Source organism: Nonomuraea sp. B19D2 (genome assembly GCF_040137845.1).
In the GTDB taxonomy this organism is placed as follows: domain Bacteria; phylum Actinomycetota; class Actinomycetes; order Streptosporangiales; family Streptosporangiaceae; genus Nonomuraea.
This window is the reverse complement of the sequence record NZ_JBEFAK010000052.1, coordinates 17,175-33,383: the sequence shown is the minus strand read 5'-3', so window position 1 is coordinate 33,383 and position 16,209 is coordinate 17,175. Positions and strand designations below refer to the sequence as shown.

16 protein-coding genes are annotated in these 16,209 nt (G+C 70.7%); 9 read left to right on the top strand and 7 right to left on the bottom strand.

The features are described 5' to 3' along the window. Positions 1-13: 13 nt before the first annotated feature. On the bottom strand, positions 14-1,597 hold the full coding sequence (locus tag ABN273_RS49960) for an ABC transporter substrate-binding protein (protein ID WP_349456718.1): 1,584 nt from the start codon (positions 1,595-1,597) through the stop codon (positions 14-16). Positions 1,598-1,706: 109 nt separating this feature from the next. Between ABN273_RS49960 and ABN273_RS49955 the strand changes: the two genes are divergently transcribed. Further along, positions 1,707-2,360 carry an Lrp/AsnC family transcriptional regulator gene (locus ABN273_RS49955; protein ID WP_349456752.1) on the top strand — a complete coding sequence of 218 codons (654 nt, stop codon included), beginning with the start codon at positions 1,707-1,709 and terminating at the stop codon, positions 2,358-2,360. Between the two features lie 36 nt (positions 2,361-2,396). Here the strand turns inward: ABN273_RS49955 and ABN273_RS49950 are convergent, their stop codons facing one another. Continuing rightward, on the bottom strand, positions 2,397-2,732 hold the full coding sequence (locus ABN273_RS49950) for an avidin-fold protein (RefSeq protein ID WP_349456717.1): 336 nt from the start codon (positions 2,730-2,732) through the stop codon (positions 2,397-2,399). A 411-nt stretch (positions 2,733-3,143) separates the two neighbouring features. Between ABN273_RS49950 and ABN273_RS49945 the strand changes: the two genes are divergently transcribed. The 4 genes from ABN273_RS49945 to ABN273_RS49930 all read left to right on the top strand — a co-directional run bounded on the left by ABN273_RS49945 (position 3,144) and on the right by ABN273_RS49930 (position 6,562). Beyond that, on the top strand, positions 3,144-3,932 hold the full coding sequence (locus ABN273_RS49945) for a bestrophin-like domain (RefSeq protein WP_349456716.1): 789 nt from the start codon (positions 3,144-3,146) through the stop codon (positions 3,930-3,932). Between the two features lie 2 nt (positions 3,933-3,934). Beyond that, positions 3,935-4,489, top strand: a complete 555-nt coding sequence (locus ABN273_RS49940; protein ID WP_349456715.1) for a hypothetical protein — start codon at positions 3,935-3,937, stop codon at positions 4,487-4,489. A 111-nt stretch (positions 4,490-4,600) separates the two neighbouring features. Continuing rightward, positions 4,601-5,383, top strand: coding sequence for a phosphotransferase (locus ABN273_RS49935; RefSeq protein ID WP_349456714.1), 783 nt, complete (start codon positions 4,601-4,603; stop codon positions 5,381-5,383). Positions 5,384-5,473: 90 nt separating this feature from the next. Then, positions 5,474-6,562, top strand: coding sequence for an FAD-dependent oxidoreductase (locus ABN273_RS49930; protein WP_349456712.1), 1,089 nt, complete (start codon positions 5,474-5,476; stop codon positions 6,560-6,562). 27 nt (positions 6,563-6,589) lie between these two features. Here the strand turns inward: ABN273_RS49930 and ABN273_RS49925 are convergent, their stop codons facing one another. Further along, entirely contained in the window at positions 6,590-8,902 is a 2,313-nt protein-coding gene (locus ABN273_RS49925; RefSeq protein ID WP_349456711.1) for a bifunctional polysaccharide deacetylase/glycosyltransferase family 2 protein, read from the bottom strand. Further along, positions 8,899-9,414 carry a hypothetical protein gene (locus ABN273_RS49920; protein ID WP_349456709.1) on the bottom strand — a complete coding sequence of 172 codons (516 nt, stop codon included), beginning with the start codon at positions 9,412-9,414 and terminating at the stop codon, positions 8,899-8,901. The genes ABN273_RS49925 and ABN273_RS49920 overlap by 4 nt, the downstream gene beginning before the upstream one ends. Positions 9,415-9,635: 221 nt before the next feature. Between ABN273_RS49920 and ABN273_RS49915 the strand changes: the two genes are divergently transcribed. Together ABN273_RS49915 and ABN273_RS49910 are read left to right on the top strand one after the other, a co-directional pair. Beyond that, positions 9,636-11,276 (top strand): serine/threonine-protein kinase, encoded by a 1,641-nt coding sequence (locus tag ABN273_RS49915; protein WP_349456708.1) that lies wholly within the window; start codon positions 9,636-9,638, stop codon positions 11,274-11,276. 115 nt (positions 11,277-11,391) lie between these two features. Further along, positions 11,392-12,390: a coiled-coil domain-containing protein gene (locus ABN273_RS49910; RefSeq protein ID WP_349456707.1), complete on the top strand. Its 999-nt coding sequence runs from the start codon at positions 11,392-11,394 to the stop codon at positions 12,388-12,390. On the opposite strand, the gene ABN273_RS49905 is transcribed toward ABN273_RS49910, so the two are convergent. Further along, positions 12,384-12,518, bottom strand: coding sequence for a hypothetical protein (locus ABN273_RS49905; protein ID WP_349456706.1), 135 nt, complete (start codon positions 12,516-12,518; stop codon positions 12,384-12,386). The genes ABN273_RS49910 and ABN273_RS49905 overlap by 7 nt on opposite strands. Before the next feature lie 128 nt (positions 12,519-12,646). On the opposite strand from ABN273_RS49905, the gene ABN273_RS49900 reads away from it, so the two are divergent. Continuing rightward, entirely contained in the window at positions 12,647-13,105 is a 459-nt protein-coding gene (locus ABN273_RS49900) for a hypothetical protein (RefSeq protein WP_349456705.1), read from the top strand. Between the two features lie 57 nt (positions 13,106-13,162). Then, on the top strand, positions 13,163-13,648 hold the full coding sequence (locus ABN273_RS49895; RefSeq protein ID WP_349456704.1) for a tetratricopeptide repeat protein: 486 nt from the start codon (positions 13,163-13,165) through the stop codon (positions 13,646-13,648). A gap of 14 nt (positions 13,649-13,662) precedes the next feature. On the opposite strand, the gene ABN273_RS49890 is transcribed toward ABN273_RS49895, so the two are convergent. Beyond that, positions 13,663-14,445 (bottom strand): MerR family transcriptional regulator, encoded by a 783-nt coding sequence (locus ABN273_RS49890; RefSeq protein WP_349456703.1) that lies wholly within the window; start codon positions 14,443-14,445, stop codon positions 13,663-13,665. A 154-nt stretch (positions 14,446-14,599) separates the two neighbouring features. Continuing rightward, a complete protein-coding gene (locus ABN273_RS49885) occupies positions 14,600-16,159 on the bottom strand; it encodes a serine hydrolase domain-containing protein (protein WP_349456702.1) in 1,560 nt (519 codons plus the stop codon). Positions 16,160-16,209: the final 50 nt, after the last annotated feature.

Sequence of the window (16,209 nt, the reverse complement as noted above, 5' to 3'; positions counted from 1 at the left end):
CTTGGGAGGCTCCTTACTTCACGCCGAGGTCGGCGACGTCCACCGTCCACACCGGGTGGTACTCGAGCCCGGTCACCGACGCGGCCGTCACGATGTTCTGGCTGGGCTGGATCAGCGGGATGAACGGCCCCGAGGCGTTCAGCTTGGTCTGCACGTCCTCGTAAGCGGCCTTGCGGGCGTCGTCGCCGATCGCCACGGCGGCCTTGTCACCGGCGGCCTCGATGTCCTTGGCCGCCCCCGCCTTCCAGCCGGCCCGCAGGCCCACCGTCTTGCCGGGCAGGAACGCCAGGTAGTCGCTCGGGTCGGGGTAGTCAGGGCCCCAGTACCACAGGCCCATCTCCTCCTTGCCGTTGCGGTAGTTGTCCAGGGCCGTGGTGACCGGCGCGGGCTGCAGGTCCACCGTGATGCCGACCTCCTTGAGGTTGGCCTGGACGCGCTCGGCGAGCGGCTGGAACGACAGGCCGTTCACGGTCAGCTCGCTCGGGTACTCCAGCTTGACGGTCGGGTTCGTCTGGCCGCTCGCGGCCAGCGCCGCCTTGGCGCCCGCCACGTCCCGCTTGGCCGCCGCGGTGGCGGGCAGCGCGCCGAGCAACTGCGACGGGATGACACCGGGCGCCTGCGTCGCGCCCTCGCCGGCCAGCTCCAGCAGCCCGGCGTAGTCCACGCCCTTGCGCACCGCCTCCACGAACTTGGCGTTCGGCGTGGTCTTGCTGACCCCGGAGTCCTGGTTGGCCAGCAGGAAGATGACGTTCGCCGAGGCGGTCTTCTTGACCTGCAGGGTCGCGGGCATGCCGGTGACCTGGTCGCCCGACAGGTTGAGCGCGACCTGGCTGTCGCCGCGCTGGACGTTCAGCTTCTGCGTGGCGGCCTCGACGTTGCGGATGACGACCTTGTCGTAGGCGGGCTTGGTGCCGTAGTACTTCGGGTTCGCCTTCAGCGTGACCTGGCTGCTCACGTTGAACGACTCGATCTGGTACGGCCCCGAGCCGGCGGAGGCGGAGTTCAGGTACTGCTCGGCCTTGTCCTGGGCGTCCGCGGTGGCGCCGTGCTGCTTGGCGAGCTTGCTGTTGATGATGCCCAGCGCCGGGTTCGGCAGGATGTACGGCAGCGCCGGGTTGGCCGCCTTCGACGTCAGCGTGATCGTCGAGTCGTCGGCCTTGGCCACCTCGACGCCGTCCAGCAGGAACGACGGCGTGCCCTTCATGTCACGCACGCGGGTGAGCGAGAACACCACGTCGTCCGCCGTCACCGGCGAGCCGTCGGCGAACGTGGCGCCCTTCTTCAGCTTGAGCGTCAGCGTCTTGCCGTCCTTGCTCAGCTCGTACGACTCCGCCAGCGCGGGCACCGGCTTGGTCACGTCCGCTCCGTCGAAGGTCAGCAGCGTCTCGTAGACCGCCTTGCCGACGATGAGGCCCGTCGGCTCGTACGTGCGGCCCGGGTCGGCGGTCTTGAGGTCGAAGGACGTGTCGATGACGAGGGTCTTGCCGCCACCGCCGGAGGAGGCGGCGGGGGACTGGGAGCTGCCGCCGCTTCCGCAGGCGGCGAGGGCGAGTGCACCGGCGAGCAGCACAGCCGCCGTCTGCGAGCGGGTCGCCATGGTAGGTCCTCCAAGATTTGGACGTTCGGCAGAAGGATGTCGAGGATTGTCCGGCAGAACGTCCAGGTCCCGCGTGGTCCGCGAGACGTATATAAAGGTCGATGAGGTAATGATGAGTGAAATTTCTAGAAATGGTGCTGGCGGCGGCGGTCAGCCTGGACGGATCGGCATCGGTCTCGAGCTGGACGAGATCCACATGAAGATCCTCGAGGTCCTGCGCGAGAACGGCAGGATCTCGGTCGCCGCGCTGGCCGAGCGGGTCGGCATTTCGCGCGCCAACGCCTACACCCGCTTCGAGGCGCTGCGCGCCGACGGCGCGATCAAGCGCTTCACCGCCGAGATCGACCACGTGCGGGCCGGACTCGGCATCACCGCGCTGATCTTCGTGACCGTGCGGCAGCAGATGTGGAAGCAGTTCAGGGCCGAACTGGCCCGGATGCCCGAGGTGGAGTACTGCGCGATCACCACCGGGCAGCACGACGCCATGATCCAGGTGCGCGTGTCGGACGTGGCCGCCGTGCACACCATGGTGACCGACCGCCTGGCCAACATCCCGGCGGTCAAGGCGACGGAGACGGTGTTCATCCTGGACGAGGTGCTCAGGCGGCCGTACGTGCTGCCCAGCGACCGCGACCGCGACAGGGACCGGTCCCGCCCGTCACGGCGGGCCGCCCAGGAGGGGGACCAGGGCGGCGTGCCGCTCGGCAAGATGCGCTTCGTCGGCGCCGCCGAGGGCCGCGCCGCCCTCCGAAAGGACGGCTAGCGATGCCGTCGTCGTCGCGCGGGTACGACGCGGCGATCAGGCGACTTCCCGGCAGACGCTCACGTGGACCGTGTCGTCCCCGTCGAAGCTGAACTCCTCCACCAGCCGTAGCAGCCCGTCGTCCCCCGTCTCGATGCGGCTGCTGCTCTGCCCGGCCGCCGTCCCACCAGCCTTCAGCGCGTGCACGTACGAGATCGACACCAGGTCGCCGTCCCGCGTGCCGACGAAGCGCCCGTGGGTCACGGTGTCGCCGGTGTAGCTGCCCCACACCACCCCGCCGGACTCCTCGTAGCGGAACTCCGTAGGGCTGTCCTGGTCGACTTCGCTCGCCGTCGAGCTCACCATCACGAATTTGCGGCCGTTGAGATTCACGCCCGCCATGGTGCCCAACGTTTCCGAAATATCAGCATCTGGCTGGACAGATGGTGAGGGACCACGGTCAATGATCAGCAATCCGTCCAGCCAGGGGCAGAGCGGCGAGCCCGTACGGGCGCAGGTGTGCCTGCCCACCCACACCGGCGAGGGGGTGGGCGGGCCAGGAGAGTGCTGACGGTCAGGCGCAGGTGTATCCGGACGGAAGCGCGGTGTTGCCGTTCGGGCGGCCGGCCTGGAATCCGACGCTGGTGGTGGCGGCCCCGGGGGCGAGGGTGCCGTTGTGGTTAACGTTCCGGCTGCGGCGCCGAAAGTTTCTGAGCGGGCGGGGCGTGGCTGCCGGGCGCTTTACCGTTCCGTGCCTGACGCCATCATTGCACTGTGTGATAGTAATGTGACGTTACGTATCCGATGAGGCTCGGGAGATTCTTCATGGTGGCGTACCTGCTCTCGATCTTGGCGGCGGTGGGCGCCGTGGCGCTCACCGCGCTGGTGTTCAGGAAGGTCAAGAGGGCCGGCGAGGATCGCGATCCCAGCGGGCCGTCCGCCGCGCACGCGGGCGCGATGCTGTCGGCCATGTTCCTGCTGGTGTTCGCCATCGCGATCATCGTGCCCTGGACCACGACCGACGCCGCCCGCCTCAACACCCACACCGAGAGCCAGGCGGCGGTCGACGCGTACTGGGCGGCCGACGGCCTGCCGGGCACCGCGCCGCAGGACGTGCGCAGGGCGCTGCGCGACTACGTCACGTTCGTCGTCAGGGACGAGTGGCCGCTCATGGCCGAGGGCAGGATGGACCCGGTCGGCGCCGCCCGGGTGGACGAGCTGCGCGGCCGCGTCACCGACCTGCCGGTGAGCGGCGACCAGCAGGAGGGGGCCAAGGACGCTGTGCTGGGTCACCTCAGCGAGCTGTCCACCGCGCGGGCCCAGCGCACCGCCGACGCCGCCGCCACGCCTCCAGAAGGGCTGCTGATCCTGACCGTCCTCACCGGCGCGCTGGTCGTCGTCTTCCCGTTCCTGGCGGGGGCCAGGCCGAAGGGGCTGGCGATGCTGCCGCTGGTGGCCACGGCGGCGCTGCTGGGCTTCGGCACGTACCTGACCTGGGACATCTCCCGCGCCTTCGCCGGGCCGCTGGCCGTCGGGCCCCAGGCGTTCCAGGGGGCGCTGCAGGAGTTCGCGCGTATCGGCGGGGGGATGTGAGCGTGGGCGTCAGGCGAGCGCCGCTGCTGCTTGCCGCCGCCCTGGTCGCCGTGGCCGTCGCGGGTCCCGCGGCGGCCGACCGGGGGCCGTGGCCGCGCCCGGTGCCGCAGGTGTCGGTACGCCCGCCCGCGCCGCCCAAGGGCGTGACCGTCGGGCCCACGGTGTCCGTGCCCCGGGTGCGGGCCTGGCGGTCGCCGGTCCCGGGGGTGTCGATCTCGGTGCCGCCCCGGGAGCGGGGGGCGGCGCCCGCGGTCACGCTGCCCCGCGTGACGATCTACCCGGACGGGGTGTGCACCGGCCGGGTCCAGGTGGGGGAGTGCCCGCGCAAGGGGCCGCGCCGGCTGCGGCGGCCCGTTCCCTGGGTGACGCCGGTGCATGTGCCCAGCCCGGCCCCCACCCCGGCTCCCACGCCGAAGGCGACTCCCCGGGCGCCCTTCCGGCGCGCGGGGGCCGGGCCGTCCCGCCGCCAGAGCCCGTTGACCACCGTGCTGGTGATGGCCGTGCTGGTGTCGGCGATCACCTCGACGACGGCCGTGGCGTTCCGTTCCCGCCGCTGATCAACGTTTTATTCGCGTGCCGCGTCCGGCGCCGCGTGGCACACTGACCGCCGGGCCCGTCGATCATCCTTCGGGCTCGGTGGTCGTATGCGGTGATCGGGGGAGACGGCTGTGGCCGACGAAGAGGTGCTGACCGGTGGCGGCGTCAACCATGTGGTCCGGGTCGGCGACACCGTACGGCGGCCTGCCGGGGCCTGGACCCCGGCTGTGCACGCGCTGCTCGGTCACCTGGAGGCACGCGGGTTCGCCGGCGCGCCCCGCGGCCACGGGATGGACGGGGAGGGGCGGGAGATCCTGGACTTCGTCCCCGGCGACGTTCCCGTCTTTCCGCTGCCGGAGTGGGCGCTGACGGACGAGGCGCTGGTGGCCGTCGGCGGGCTGTTGCGGGAATACCACGACGCGACCGTCGACTTCCCGATTTGTTCAGATTTTTCGTGGTACTTCCCTCCGGTGGAGCCGGCGGAGGTGATCTGCCACGGCGACGTCGCCACGTACAACTGCGTCTTCCGCGCGGGGCGGCCGGTCGCGCTCATCGACTTCGACACGGCGCACCCCGGGCCGCGGGTCTGGGACGTGTCCTACGCCGCCTACCGATTCGTGTCGCTCAGCGACTCCCGGCACGAGGGGGTGGGCTCGTGGCCGGTGGCGGAGCAGGCACGGCGGCTGCGGCTGTTCGCCGACGCGTACGGGCTCGGGGACGCCGACCGGCACGCGCTGGTGTCCACCGCCCAGGCCCGGCTGGACCATCTGGTGCGCCACATGTACGACCAGGCCGCCGCGGGCAACGAGGCCTTCGCGAGCCACATCGCCCGGGGCGACGACCGCTTCTACCGCACTGACATGGCGCATTTGGCCCGCCACGAGGCCACGTTCCGCACTGCCCTCACGGCCTGACCCGCCAGGAGCAGCGCGCCCGGCAAGCCGTACCGGGGCATGCGCTTTGACGGGCCGTCGGGAAGACCACGGTCGCTTCGGTGGTTTCACGTGATCGTGGAGGAGACCGAGGTAGTGGTGATCGGCGCCGGGCAGGCGGGCCTGTCCAGCGCGTACTTTCTGCGCAGGTTCGGGTTCGAGCCGGTCGTGCTGGACGCGGGCGACGGGGCGGGAGGGGCGTGGCGCCACCGGTCCCCGTCGCTGACCATGGACAAGGTGCACGGGATCTTCGATCTGCCCGGCGTGCCCCGTCACCCGGATGTGGACGGCCGCCGCCCCGCCGCCGAGGTGGTCCCCGCGTACTACGCGGGCTACGAGGAGGAACTGGGGCTGGACGTCGTGCGACCGGTGAAGGTCACCTCCGTGCGGCGCGACCGGGACGGTCGCCTGGTGCTCGCGACGGACGCGGGGGAGTGGTCGGCCCGGGCCGTGGTCAACGCGACAGGCACCTGGACCCGTCCGCACTGGCCCTACTATCCGGGCGCGGCCGAGTTCGGAGGGCGCCAGCTCCACTACGTGAGCTACCGGGGGCCGGCGGAGTTCAAGGGGCGGCATGTGATCGTGGTGGGCGGGGGCGCCTCGGCGATGCACGTGCTGTCGGAGATCGCCGGGATCGCCGCCACCACCGCCTGGGTCACCCGGCGCCCGCCCGTCTTCCGGGACGACGACTTCGGCGAGAACGCCAGGCGCGAGGCCGTCGCCCTGGTCGAGGAGCGCGTCCGCGCCGGTCTCCCGCCGCAGAGCGTGGTGAGCATCACCGGCCTGGGCTACAGCACGGTCGTACGCGAGGCACTGGCGAAAGGCGTCCTGAACCGCCTGCCCATGTTCCACCGCATCACCGAACACGGCGTCACCTGGGCCTCGGATGAACACTCGCCGGCGGGCCGCTTCCTGGCCGCCGACACGATCGTCTGGGCCACCGGCTTCCGCTCCGCCCTCGACCACCTCGCGCCCCTGCACCTGCGGGAGCCGGGCGGCGGGATCATGGTGGACGGCACCCAGGCCGTCAAGGAGCCGGCGCTGCAACTCGTCGGCTACGGCCCGTCCGCCAGCACCATCGGCGCGAACCGCGCGGGCCGCACGGCCGCCCGCAACGTCCGCGGGTACCTGAGCACCCACCCGGCCCGGCCCGCCGCCTGACCGCCCGTCCGACCGCCTCAGGCCGGCTCACTTGGCCTCTCCCAGCACGGTCCTCTCGGGGATGCGATCCAAGGGCGCGCGGGCCGGAGTCTCGCCGGCGTCGCCGGAATCGTTGAACGTTCCTTCCCGGCGTACGGTGTGCCAGCGCAGCCGCACGCCCAGCACGGCCGTCGCGAGTGACTGGATGACCACGAGGTACATGAGCTGGCGGTAGACGAACTGCTGCAGCGGCAGCACCCAGAGCGCCGAGGCGCGCTCACCGTCCAAGCGGAGCGCGTACCAGCCGGTCAGCGCCTGCACCACCACGAAACCCGCCCACACCGCTACGACCGGGAGAGGCTCGCCCAGGACCGTGTTGTAGATCGCCATGAGGTCGACGACGGGAGCCAACAGGGGCAGCAGCACCTGGAACAACGTCAGGTAACCAAGGCAGCGGCGGCCGAACGGGCTGGGCTCGAGGACGGCGCGCCGATGTTTCCACATCGCCTGCAGCGTGCCGTAGCACCAGCGGTAGCGCTGCTTCCACAGCTGGCCGAGCGAGGCCGGCGCCTCGGTCCAGGCCAGCGCCTTCTCCTCGTAGACGACGCGCCATCCGGCCCGGCACAGCGCCATCGTGAGGTCGGTGTCCTCCGCCAGCGTGTCCGTGCTCACCCCGCCCAGTGCCATGAGCGCCGACCGCCGGAACGCCCCGATCGCCCCGGGTACGGTCGCCATGCAGTCGAGCAGCTCGAAGGCGCGCCGATCGAGGTTGAAGCCGATGACGTACTCGATGTGCTGCCATCGCCCGATCATGCCGCGCCGGTTGCCGACCTTGGTGTTGCCGCTCACCGCGCCGACCGCGGGGTCGGCCAGCTGGCGCACCAGGTGGCCGATCGTGGCGGGTTCGAAGACGGTGTCGCCGTCCACCATGATGAGCAGCTCATGGGCGGCCTGGGCGATGCCGGTGTTGAGCGCGGCCGGCTTGCCGCCGTTGGGCCGGCGGATCACCCGTACGCCGGGGAGTCCCAGCGCCTCCGCCAGCTCGGCGGTGCCGTCGGTCGAGCCGTCGTCGACGACGAGGATCTCGAGCTCGCCGTGGTAGGTGGTGTCGACCAGCGACCGCACCGTCGCCTGGATCCCGGCGGCCTCGTTGTAGGCAGGCACGATCACCGTCACCGGCGGGGGCGCGGACCACACGGGAGCCCGGCCCTTTCGCCGCTTCCCGCCTCTGGTACGTGCCGCGTGCACCCACGCGAGCACGGCGAAGAAGCCGAGCCGTCCCAAGGTGAGCGCCCCCGCGGCCAGCAGCACCCACGCCAGCGTGCCGGTGAACGCCTCCGAGGCACGCTGGACCAGGTTGAGCGCGGAGCCGACGAACCGTTCCACCCCGCCGGCCCGCTGGTGAGCCGAGGGCATGCCGAGCGCCCTGGTCACCGTGACGGCGCGGTAGCCCTTGCCGGTCAGCTCCCGCAGGACGGCTCCGACGGCCTCGACGGTCTGCCGCCGGTCGCCACCCGAGTCGTGCATCATCACGATGGCGCCCCGGCCTTTTTCCGGGATCGACGAGGCCGCGATCTTCGTGGTCCCGGGGCGACTCCAGTCCTTGGTGTCGAGGTCCGTCAACGCGATGAGGTAGCCCTCGGCGGCCAGTGCCCTCATCCCCGCCCACTGCGGCCCGGAGATCGCCGCGGGGCTGGAGGAGTACGGCGGGCGGGCCAGCGTGGTGTGCAACCCTGTCGCTCCGGCCAGCGCGCGCTGCGTCAGCGACAACTCCAGCTTGAGCCGCCAGCCGGGCAGCGTCTCAAGATCGGCGTGTGAATAGGTGTGGTTGCCCAGTTCGTGCCCCTCGGCGACGATGCGCCGCGCCAGCTCCGGGTATTTCGCCACCTTGGAGCCGACGGTGAAGAACGTTGCCTTGGCGCCGTACCTCTTCAGCATGTCGAGCACCTGGGGCGTCCACGCCGGGTCGGGGCCGTCGTCGAAGGTCAGCGCGATGGTCCTGCCCGGCAGGCGGGCGCTGGCGGGGCCTTTCGCCGTGATGTTGATGACCGGGCCGCCGCGCCGTACCTTCTCCAGCTCGGGGGACGGAGAGCCGGCGGCGGCCGGGGGTGCGTGCGTCTCGCCGACGACGTTGGTGACGTACCCGTTGAGCACCAGCGCGGCGGCGGCCAGCAGCAAGCAGACGGCGAGCGGGAACCAGTGGCCCTTGGGATCGGCCGGAGGTCTGGCGGCCGGTCCGGGCTGGTGCGCCGGCGGGTTCTGCGGTGGTTCGTTCCGCGGCTGGGCAGTGCGGAAGTCCTGCCAGGCAGGGACCGGCTTGGACGGCCAGATCAGCTTGTCGCGCGGAGAGGGGGCGCTCACCTCTTCGGGCCCTTCGTCCGGTCCGGATCGAGTCCCGGCGGCGTCTTGACCTGGCCGGGCGGCTCGTTGCCGGCATCCGTGGGCGCGGCGGTCGTGGGGTCCGCGGTCGGATCGGAGCTCTGCCCCGGATCCCTGCTGGACCGCGGCGTCGTCCGTTCCGGTTGCGGCGAGGTCAGCTCGGACGTCGCCGATGGCCGGACCGGGCGAGTGGCGCTGGTCGTCGGACGACGCGACGGCGAGACTGTCACCACCGGGCGCGTCGCGGAAGGGGTTGGCTGCTCGGACAGTCTCGGCCGAGACGTCGGCGTGCGATCCGGTGAAGCCGCTCCTGGTCGCTCGCCCGGCCAGCCGTTCACCGAGAGTGTCGTGCTGGACAACATTCCGCCGATCACGACGGCGAGCAGCGCGAGGGCCAGGACGCTCCCGGCGATCGAGCCGATCATGATCAGCTTTCGACGGCGACCGCTCTGGTTGACGAAGACGGCTGTCGTGCGGTGTTGCTCTGGGGACACGCTGGAATCGTAGTGACAGATGGGGACATATAGGAATTAGGGCGTGGTTGACCGTCTGTCGTCTTGGGCCGGGGAATGATCGGCGGGTTCTACTATGGGGAGTAGTAAAAATATCGATTGGGGCAGCAGGGTGATCACTCGCGTGAAGGGACTCGACACAGGGTGTGACCCCAGGTTAGCGTCCTGACATAAGGATCTTTATCCGGTCAGGAGGTCCCAGGATGGAAGTTCCCGGCTACACCGAGATCCGGGAACTCGGACACGGCGGGACAGGGCGGGTGATGCTCGCCGTACGGGACTCAGACGGGCAGTCCGTCGCGATCAAACATCTGTCCGAGCCGTTACGCGCGGACGACGAGTTCGTGGAGAGGTTCCGGGCGGAGGCGGAGGTCATCCGCGAGATCGACAGTCCCCATACCGCCCGGCTGCTGGAGTACGTCGAGGGTGACAACGACGCCGTCATCGTGATGGAACTGGTCGACGGCGTCACGCTGCGGCGGCTGCTGGAGCACGAGGGCGCGACGGGCGCCGAGTCGGCGCTCGTGGTCCTGAAGGGGGCGCTGCTCGGGCTGGCCGAGGCGCACAGGCGCGGGGTCGTACACCGGGACTTCAAACCCGAGAACGTCATCATCACCCAGGACGGCGAGAGCAAGCTGGTCGACTTCGGTGTGGCGGCGCACTTCGGGGAGACGGCCGCCCTCGTCGGCACCCCCTCCTACATGGCTCCCGAGCAGTGGGAGGACTCTCCGGCCAGCCCCGCGACCGACGTGTACGCCGCCACGCTGGTGTTCTACGAGTGCCTGACCGGCCACCGGGCCTTCCAGGGCGAGAACGCGGCGGCGCTCGCCTTCCAGCACCAGCACGTGTCGCCCCCGCTGGAGGACATCGACGAGCCGCTGCGCCCGCTGCTCGAACACGGCCTGGCCAAGGACCCGGCGGGGCGTCCCGGCTCGGCGGAGGCGTTCCTCACCGAGCTGGAGGACGTCGCGCTCACCGCGTACGGGGACGAATGGGATCAGCGCGGACGGGCCGGGCTTGGCGCCCTGGCCGTGCCGCTGGCCGCCTTGCTGTCGAGGGCGCAGGCGGCTGCCGCGGAGAGCACCACCAGCGTGTTCAAGACGACGCTGACGCCGGCGGGCAAGTTCGCGGTGACGGGCGGGCTGGTGCTGGCGACTGCGGCCGCGGTGACGTCGGCGTTCGTGATCTGGGCCGACTCCCCTGAACCGGGGCCGGGTGTCGCGCTGCCGCCCGCCACGTCCGCCCCGCCGCGCACCCAGGTGCCCGCCTCGCCCACGCCCACCGCGCCGACCTCTGCGGCGCCCACTTCTGCGGAGCCCACCCCGAGCGAGTCCATCCCGGGTACGCCGACCGTCACGTACGCCGGTGAGCCGAGTACGATCCCGACCGTTCCACCCGTGGTCCGACCGACCGGGGGCGGACCCAGCACCCAGCCCCCCACCTCCACCCGGGAGCCGTCCAACCGTCCGACGACCCGGCAGCCGACGGATTCCAGCCGGCCGAGCACGCGTCCGCCCACCACCGAGCCGCCGGCCACCCGGCCACCGACGAGCAGGCCGCCGGACACCGAGCCGCCGGCCACCCGGCCGCCGACCACGAGGGCGCCCGATCCGAACACGCCCCCTCCGGCCAGGAACAGGGAGCCGCTCATCTCCGTCTCCGTCAAGGTTTCGGTCAACGTGCCGCTCCTCAGCGGCGAGGGCGACGGGCTGCTGAACGCCGACGTCGGCGTCGGCCTGGGATCGAGCCTCCTGGGGCTGGTGGTCGTACCGGGCTCGGTGCTGGTCGGACGGCAGATCGCGGTGCGAAGGGCACGGCGACCGCGCGATACCGAAAAGTCGTAAGTTGTGTGCCGGGTGGCGTCATCCTCTACTATCAGCAGTCGGATAGAGGGCGCGCCCCCCGGCCTGAATAAAACGCTGACCGGAACCTGCCCTGCGGCTCGGGGTAAGGAGAAGTGTGGCGGTTGCGTCCCGTGCCGACCGGCTACGCGGTCCAGTCCGGACTCTCTCGGTGACGGCGCTCGGCGCGGTGCTCCTGATGGCCGGGGCTCCGGCGCAGGCTGAACCCAAGCCCACGGTGAAGCAGCTCAAGAAGGAGCTCTCCGCGCTCCAGAAGGACTCGGACAAGCTCATCACCGAGTACTACAACAGCAGAATCGCCCAGCAAAAAGCGGAAAAATCCGAAAAAGCCGCGCGCGAGAAGCTGGCCGCCGCCCAGGCCGTCTACGAACGCGAGTCCACCGAGCTCAGAGCCATGGCCGTCAGCCAGTACGTCGGTGGCGAACCCGGCCAGTTCGCCCTCCTCATCAGCACCCAGGACCCGGCATCGCTTCTCGGCCGGATGGCGCTCAACCAGCACCTGATCGGGCTCCAGGACGCCCGGCTACGCGGCTACGCCCAGGTCAGGGACGCCCACCAGCAGGCCAAGGACGAGGCCGACGCCCGCACCAAGGAGCTCTCCCGGACGGCCGACGACCTGGAGAAGCGCAAGAAGAAGGCCGAGAAGCAGATCGAGCGGATCAAGGACAAGATCGATCAGCTGTACACGGCGCCGGGGGTGCGGCGGCCGGACGGCACGTGGGTGCCGCAGCTGCCCGGCGGGTCCGACAACATCACGCCCAGGATGCGGCTGGTCAAGCAGCTCATCAAGGAACGGTTCGATGTTCCGAACGGCATCGGGTGTTACCGGGCGATCCAGGACGGCGGCGAGCATCCACTCGGGCGGGCCTGCGACTTCATGCTGAGCCGGGGCGGCGCGATGCCGTCGGCGGCGGAGGTCGAGCGTGGCAACCAGATCTCGGCGTGGGCCATCAAGAACGCCAAGCGGCTCGGGATCATGTACATCATCTACCGGCAGCGGATCTGGCACGCCAGGACGGGCTCCTGGCGCACCATGTCCGACCGGGGCGGCACGACGGCCAACCACTACGACCATCCGCACATCTCGGTCTATTGACGGCTGGAGTTCACAGCGCGCCGTTCTCGCGTCGGCGGGCGCGGGCTGCGGGCCGGTGCCGGATGACCGAACACCAGCCGCTTCCACGGGCCGGTCACCACCAGCGGGTCGATCAGCCGCAGCCTCATCTCGGCTCCTTCCAACCTGCCAATCAGGCAGGCTGCAGTCGCCATGCAAACGACAGCTGATCAACTACCGGCATCGGAACGGACAAGGTCAGCCGCCGGGCTCGCCCTTTCAGCGTGAGGAAAGAACAATGGCATCGACCGTCTTCGGGATAGTCGCCGTGGTTGCGATGATCGTGGGCGTGGTGCTGTTCCTCGTGTTGAGGCGGCGGCCACACACCCGGGTCGGGGCGTACGTCACGGGGGTGATCTTGTTCCTGGCCGCGGGGATACTCGCCATGGGCCACTTCTCGCTCGCGGGCCTGGAATCCGCTGCGCTGAGCACTTTCACGCCGGCGGAGCGCGCGGCGGCGCTGTCGTGCGACGCGGCGGTGCTGAAGGCCGACAAGACAGACAACAAACTCAACGGACGCTACGTCTGGTGGTTGCGGCTCCGGGTGACCCCTCGGGCCGGCAGCCCGTACGAGATCGAGCGTACGGCCCGGCCCGCCTCGTCCATGGAGGAGCGCTTGAAGCAGGGGAACGTCGTGCTTCCCTGCCTGGTGTCCCCCGCCGACCGCACCCGGATCGAGATCGCCGCCCTCGCCTGACAAACAGCAGTCTTTCTTTGGTGCGCTCTGGAGACGCATCGGGCGTCCGGCAACCGGGTGGGGGAGGCCGACACGCTCATCGCCCTCGGCGTGGTGCGGCACCGGTCCGGTGACTACGCGCGGGCGGTGGCGGACCTGACCCTGGCCATGAGGCTGCACGGCGAGATCGGCAACCGTCTGCGCGAGGCCAGCGCCCTGCACACTCTCGGCCACGTCCAGCAGCGGACCGGCGATCACCGGACCGCCATGGCCAGCCTGGTGCGGGCCCGCGAGATGTACTGCGAGCTCGGCGATCCGCTCGGGGAGGCGCACGCCTCGACGGCGATCAGCGAGCTGCACCGGGAGCTGGGCGACAACGAGGCGGCCCTGGCCGACCACGACCGGGCGCGGAAGCTGTTCGAGAGGATCGGCCACCCCAAGGCGGGCCGGATGACGCGGATAGGCACGATGACGAGCGGCCCCGTCCGGAATCCTCAGGCAGGGCCGCGGAAAAGCGCACGGCAACGGGTGGCCCCGCCAGGAGATCCGGGCAAGGGCAGGTAGTGGGGTCGCGGCGGCTATCGAGGTCCGCTGGGGATACGGATGCCTGCGGCGCGGAGCTTGGTCTCGACGAGCGCCACTCCCCGGGCCGTGGCCGATCCCTGCTCTTCGCCGTGGAGGGCGATCAGGTTGTATCGGGTCGCGGCCTCGGTGCGGGCCTGCAGACCGGTCACGATCTTCAGCAGCGCGGGGTTGGCGAGGAAGTGGTCGGCGACGGCGGTGGCGAGCTCGGCGATGCGCGGGTCGTCCGGTTCCCAGGCCGCGGCTTCGGCGCCGCGCTTGATCAAGGCGACGAACCGGGCGTCTTCGAGGGCGTGCTCGACATGGGTGAGGTAGTCGTCGAAGCCCTCTGGGACCAGGGCCCTGGCCAGCACCCAGCCCTCCCTGGCGGCCGCCACCTCCGCCGCGGGGAAGCCGAGGCCGGACATCCGCTCCAGCAGCGCCACAGCGCGGTCGGGCAGCAGAGCCCGGTCGCCATCGGCGAGCCGCTGCAGTGTGTCACGCCGCGCGATCAACTCCTCGATCCGTTCGGTGAGCTGCCGCTCGACGTCGGCGACCGCGGCGGCGAACAGCGCGGCGTCGGCGTCGAGCAGGGGCCGGATCTCGGCCAGCGGCACCCCGGCGGCGGCCAGCGTCCGGACCTGCACCAGCCGCAACAGATCGGCCGATCCGTACCGCCGGTAGCCGGAGCTGTCGCGGTCCGGCTCCTCGACCAGGCCGAGCTTGTGGTAGTGCCGCACCGTCTTCACCGTGACGCCGACGAATGCCGCCGCCTGCCCGATCGTGACTCCGTTCCTCATGTGCTCAGCCTGTCTTGTGCTCGAGCTCGGCGACCGCGCACACCACGGCCGAGCAGGTGGACGGGCCGCGCCGAGCCCGTTGAGCTCGGCGTGGCCCAGGTTCGCGTGCTACCTGATGCACGGCCGGAAGGGATCGCCCCTCGAGGCGTACGGGTCACAGGTGCTCAGGCTGGGCCGGATCGGCCTGCCCACCGCGGAACACCTCGTTGACGAGCCTTTGCTGGGCGTACCGGAATGCTGTTGCGATGGCCAAGTCGGCGTCGTCCACGCAGTTCAGCGCGGCGGTCAGGGTCTTGCTGCCGTCCGGCGTGCTGTACATCAGCGCCGCGTGGCCCGCCATGCCGCCGTTGTGGGAGATGACGGTGCCGCCGTCCGTGTTCAACACGAACACTCCCAGGCCGTAGTCCATGTTCGGGATGCCCGTCGGGTGTGGCGTGCACATCTCGGCCAGCAGCGGGGCCGGCAGGAGCTTGCCGCCCACCAGCGCGGAGATGAACGTGTGGAGGTCCTGGGTCGTCGAGATCATGTCACCGCCGCTGGAGATCCAGGAGGGGTTCTGGCGGGTGACGTCGGCCGTCTTCTGCTCGCCGGCGTCCTCGTACCGGTAGTAGGCGTGGGCGTGCGGCTCGGGGATCTCCGGCGAGGCGTCCGGCACCACGGTGCCCGACAGCCCGAGCGGCCCCAGGATCAGCCGCTGCATCTCCTCGGCGACCGAACGGCCGGTGACCTTCTCGATCAGCAGCCTGGCCAGCACGTAGTTGGTGTTGGAATAGCTCCAGCCCGCCCCCGGCTCGAACCGCGCCGGCTTGGACAACGCCAGCTCCACCAACTCCTGCGGCCGGTAGGTCTTGAACCGGTTGCCCACCCACTCTTTGCCCGTGGTGCCGTAGGGGGCGGGGATCCCCGGCACGACCGTCCCGTCGTCGTAGACCTCGCCGCTGAAGTTGAACACGCCGCTGGTGTGCTGCAACAGCATCCGCACCGTGATCCGCTCGTCCAGCCCGAACTCGGGCAGGTGGTCCGCCGCCGGATCGTCCAGCCCGACCTTGCCCTCGGCCACCAGTTGCAGCACCAGGGTCGCGGTGAAGGTCTTGGTGTTGCTGCCGATCCGGACATACCCGTTCGTCGGCGGCTTCGCGGCCCCGCCCAGCTCGGCCACCCCGGCGCTGCCGACCCACTCGCCCCGCTCATCGTGCACGCGCAACGACACCCCGGCGAAACCGGAATCGACGATCTCCTCGATCGCCTTCTGCAGCTCCGGGCGATCCTGCCCGGCAGCAGCCGCCGGCGCAGCCCCGCTGTCCGCAGTGGCCGCCCCGGCGGCGTCGAGAGCCGCGGTGATCTTGCGGGCCATCTCGGCCGTGGTGGTGCTGGGCTTGTCCTGGTGGACCTGGGCGGCTTCGATGGCGAGCAGGATGGTGCTGCGGAAGTTGCCGGCTTCTGCCGGAGCTTGCTTGCCGAGCAGCTTCATGGCTGCGGCCAGGGCCGGCAGTACCCGGTCGGCGAGTTCGGCGACGGTCTTGCCCTTCAGTTCGATGTCCTTGGCGTTCGCGGCGAGCACGTGCCCGACCAGACCGGTCGCCGACGTCAGGGCGATGGAGGCACTCGTGGCGGCCTTGTGGGGCGAGCCGGTGGCGGCGGCCATCAACGACACCGCGCCGTACGCGGCGGTCCGCAGGGTGCTCTTGTCCTGGCCGGAAAGGGCGATGGACATGGTGGTTTGCTCCTTCAAAGCTGTTATGTCCGGTCGGCGTCGTGCCGCTG

What these genes read in the sequence shown, in the direction of transcription:
- ABN273_RS49960 (WP_349456718.1), bottom strand. Translation starts at nt 1,597, where the DNA reads ATGGCGACCCGCTCGCAGACGGCGGCTGTGCTGCTCGCCGGTGCACTC.
- ABN273_RS49955 (WP_349456752.1), top strand. Translation starts at nt 1,707, where the DNA reads ATGATGAGTGAAATTTCTAGAAATGGTGCTGGCGGCGGCGGTCAGCCT.
- ABN273_RS49945 (WP_349456716.1), top strand. Translation starts at nt 3,144, where the DNA reads ATGAGGCTCGGGAGATTCTTCATGGTGGCGTACCTGCTCTCGATCTTG.
- ABN273_RS49915 (WP_349456708.1), top strand. Translation starts at nt 9,636, where the DNA reads ATGGAAGTTCCCGGCTACACCGAGATCCGGGAACTCGGACACGGCGGG.
- ABN273_RS49905 (WP_349456706.1), bottom strand. Translation starts at nt 12,518, where the DNA reads ATGAGGCTGCGGCTGATCGACCCGCTGGTGGTGACCGGCCCGTGGAAG.
- ABN273_RS49900 (WP_349456705.1), top strand. Translation starts at nt 12,647, where the DNA reads ATGGCATCGACCGTCTTCGGGATAGTCGCCGTGGTTGCGATGATCGTG.
- ABN273_RS49890 (WP_349456703.1), bottom strand. Translation starts at nt 14,445, where the DNA reads ATGAGGAACGGAGTCACGATCGGGCAGGCGGCGGCATTCGTCGGCGTC.
- ABN273_RS49885 (WP_349456702.1), bottom strand. Translation starts at nt 16,159, where the DNA reads ATGTCCATCGCCCTTTCCGGCCAGGACAAGAGCACCCTGCGGACCGCC.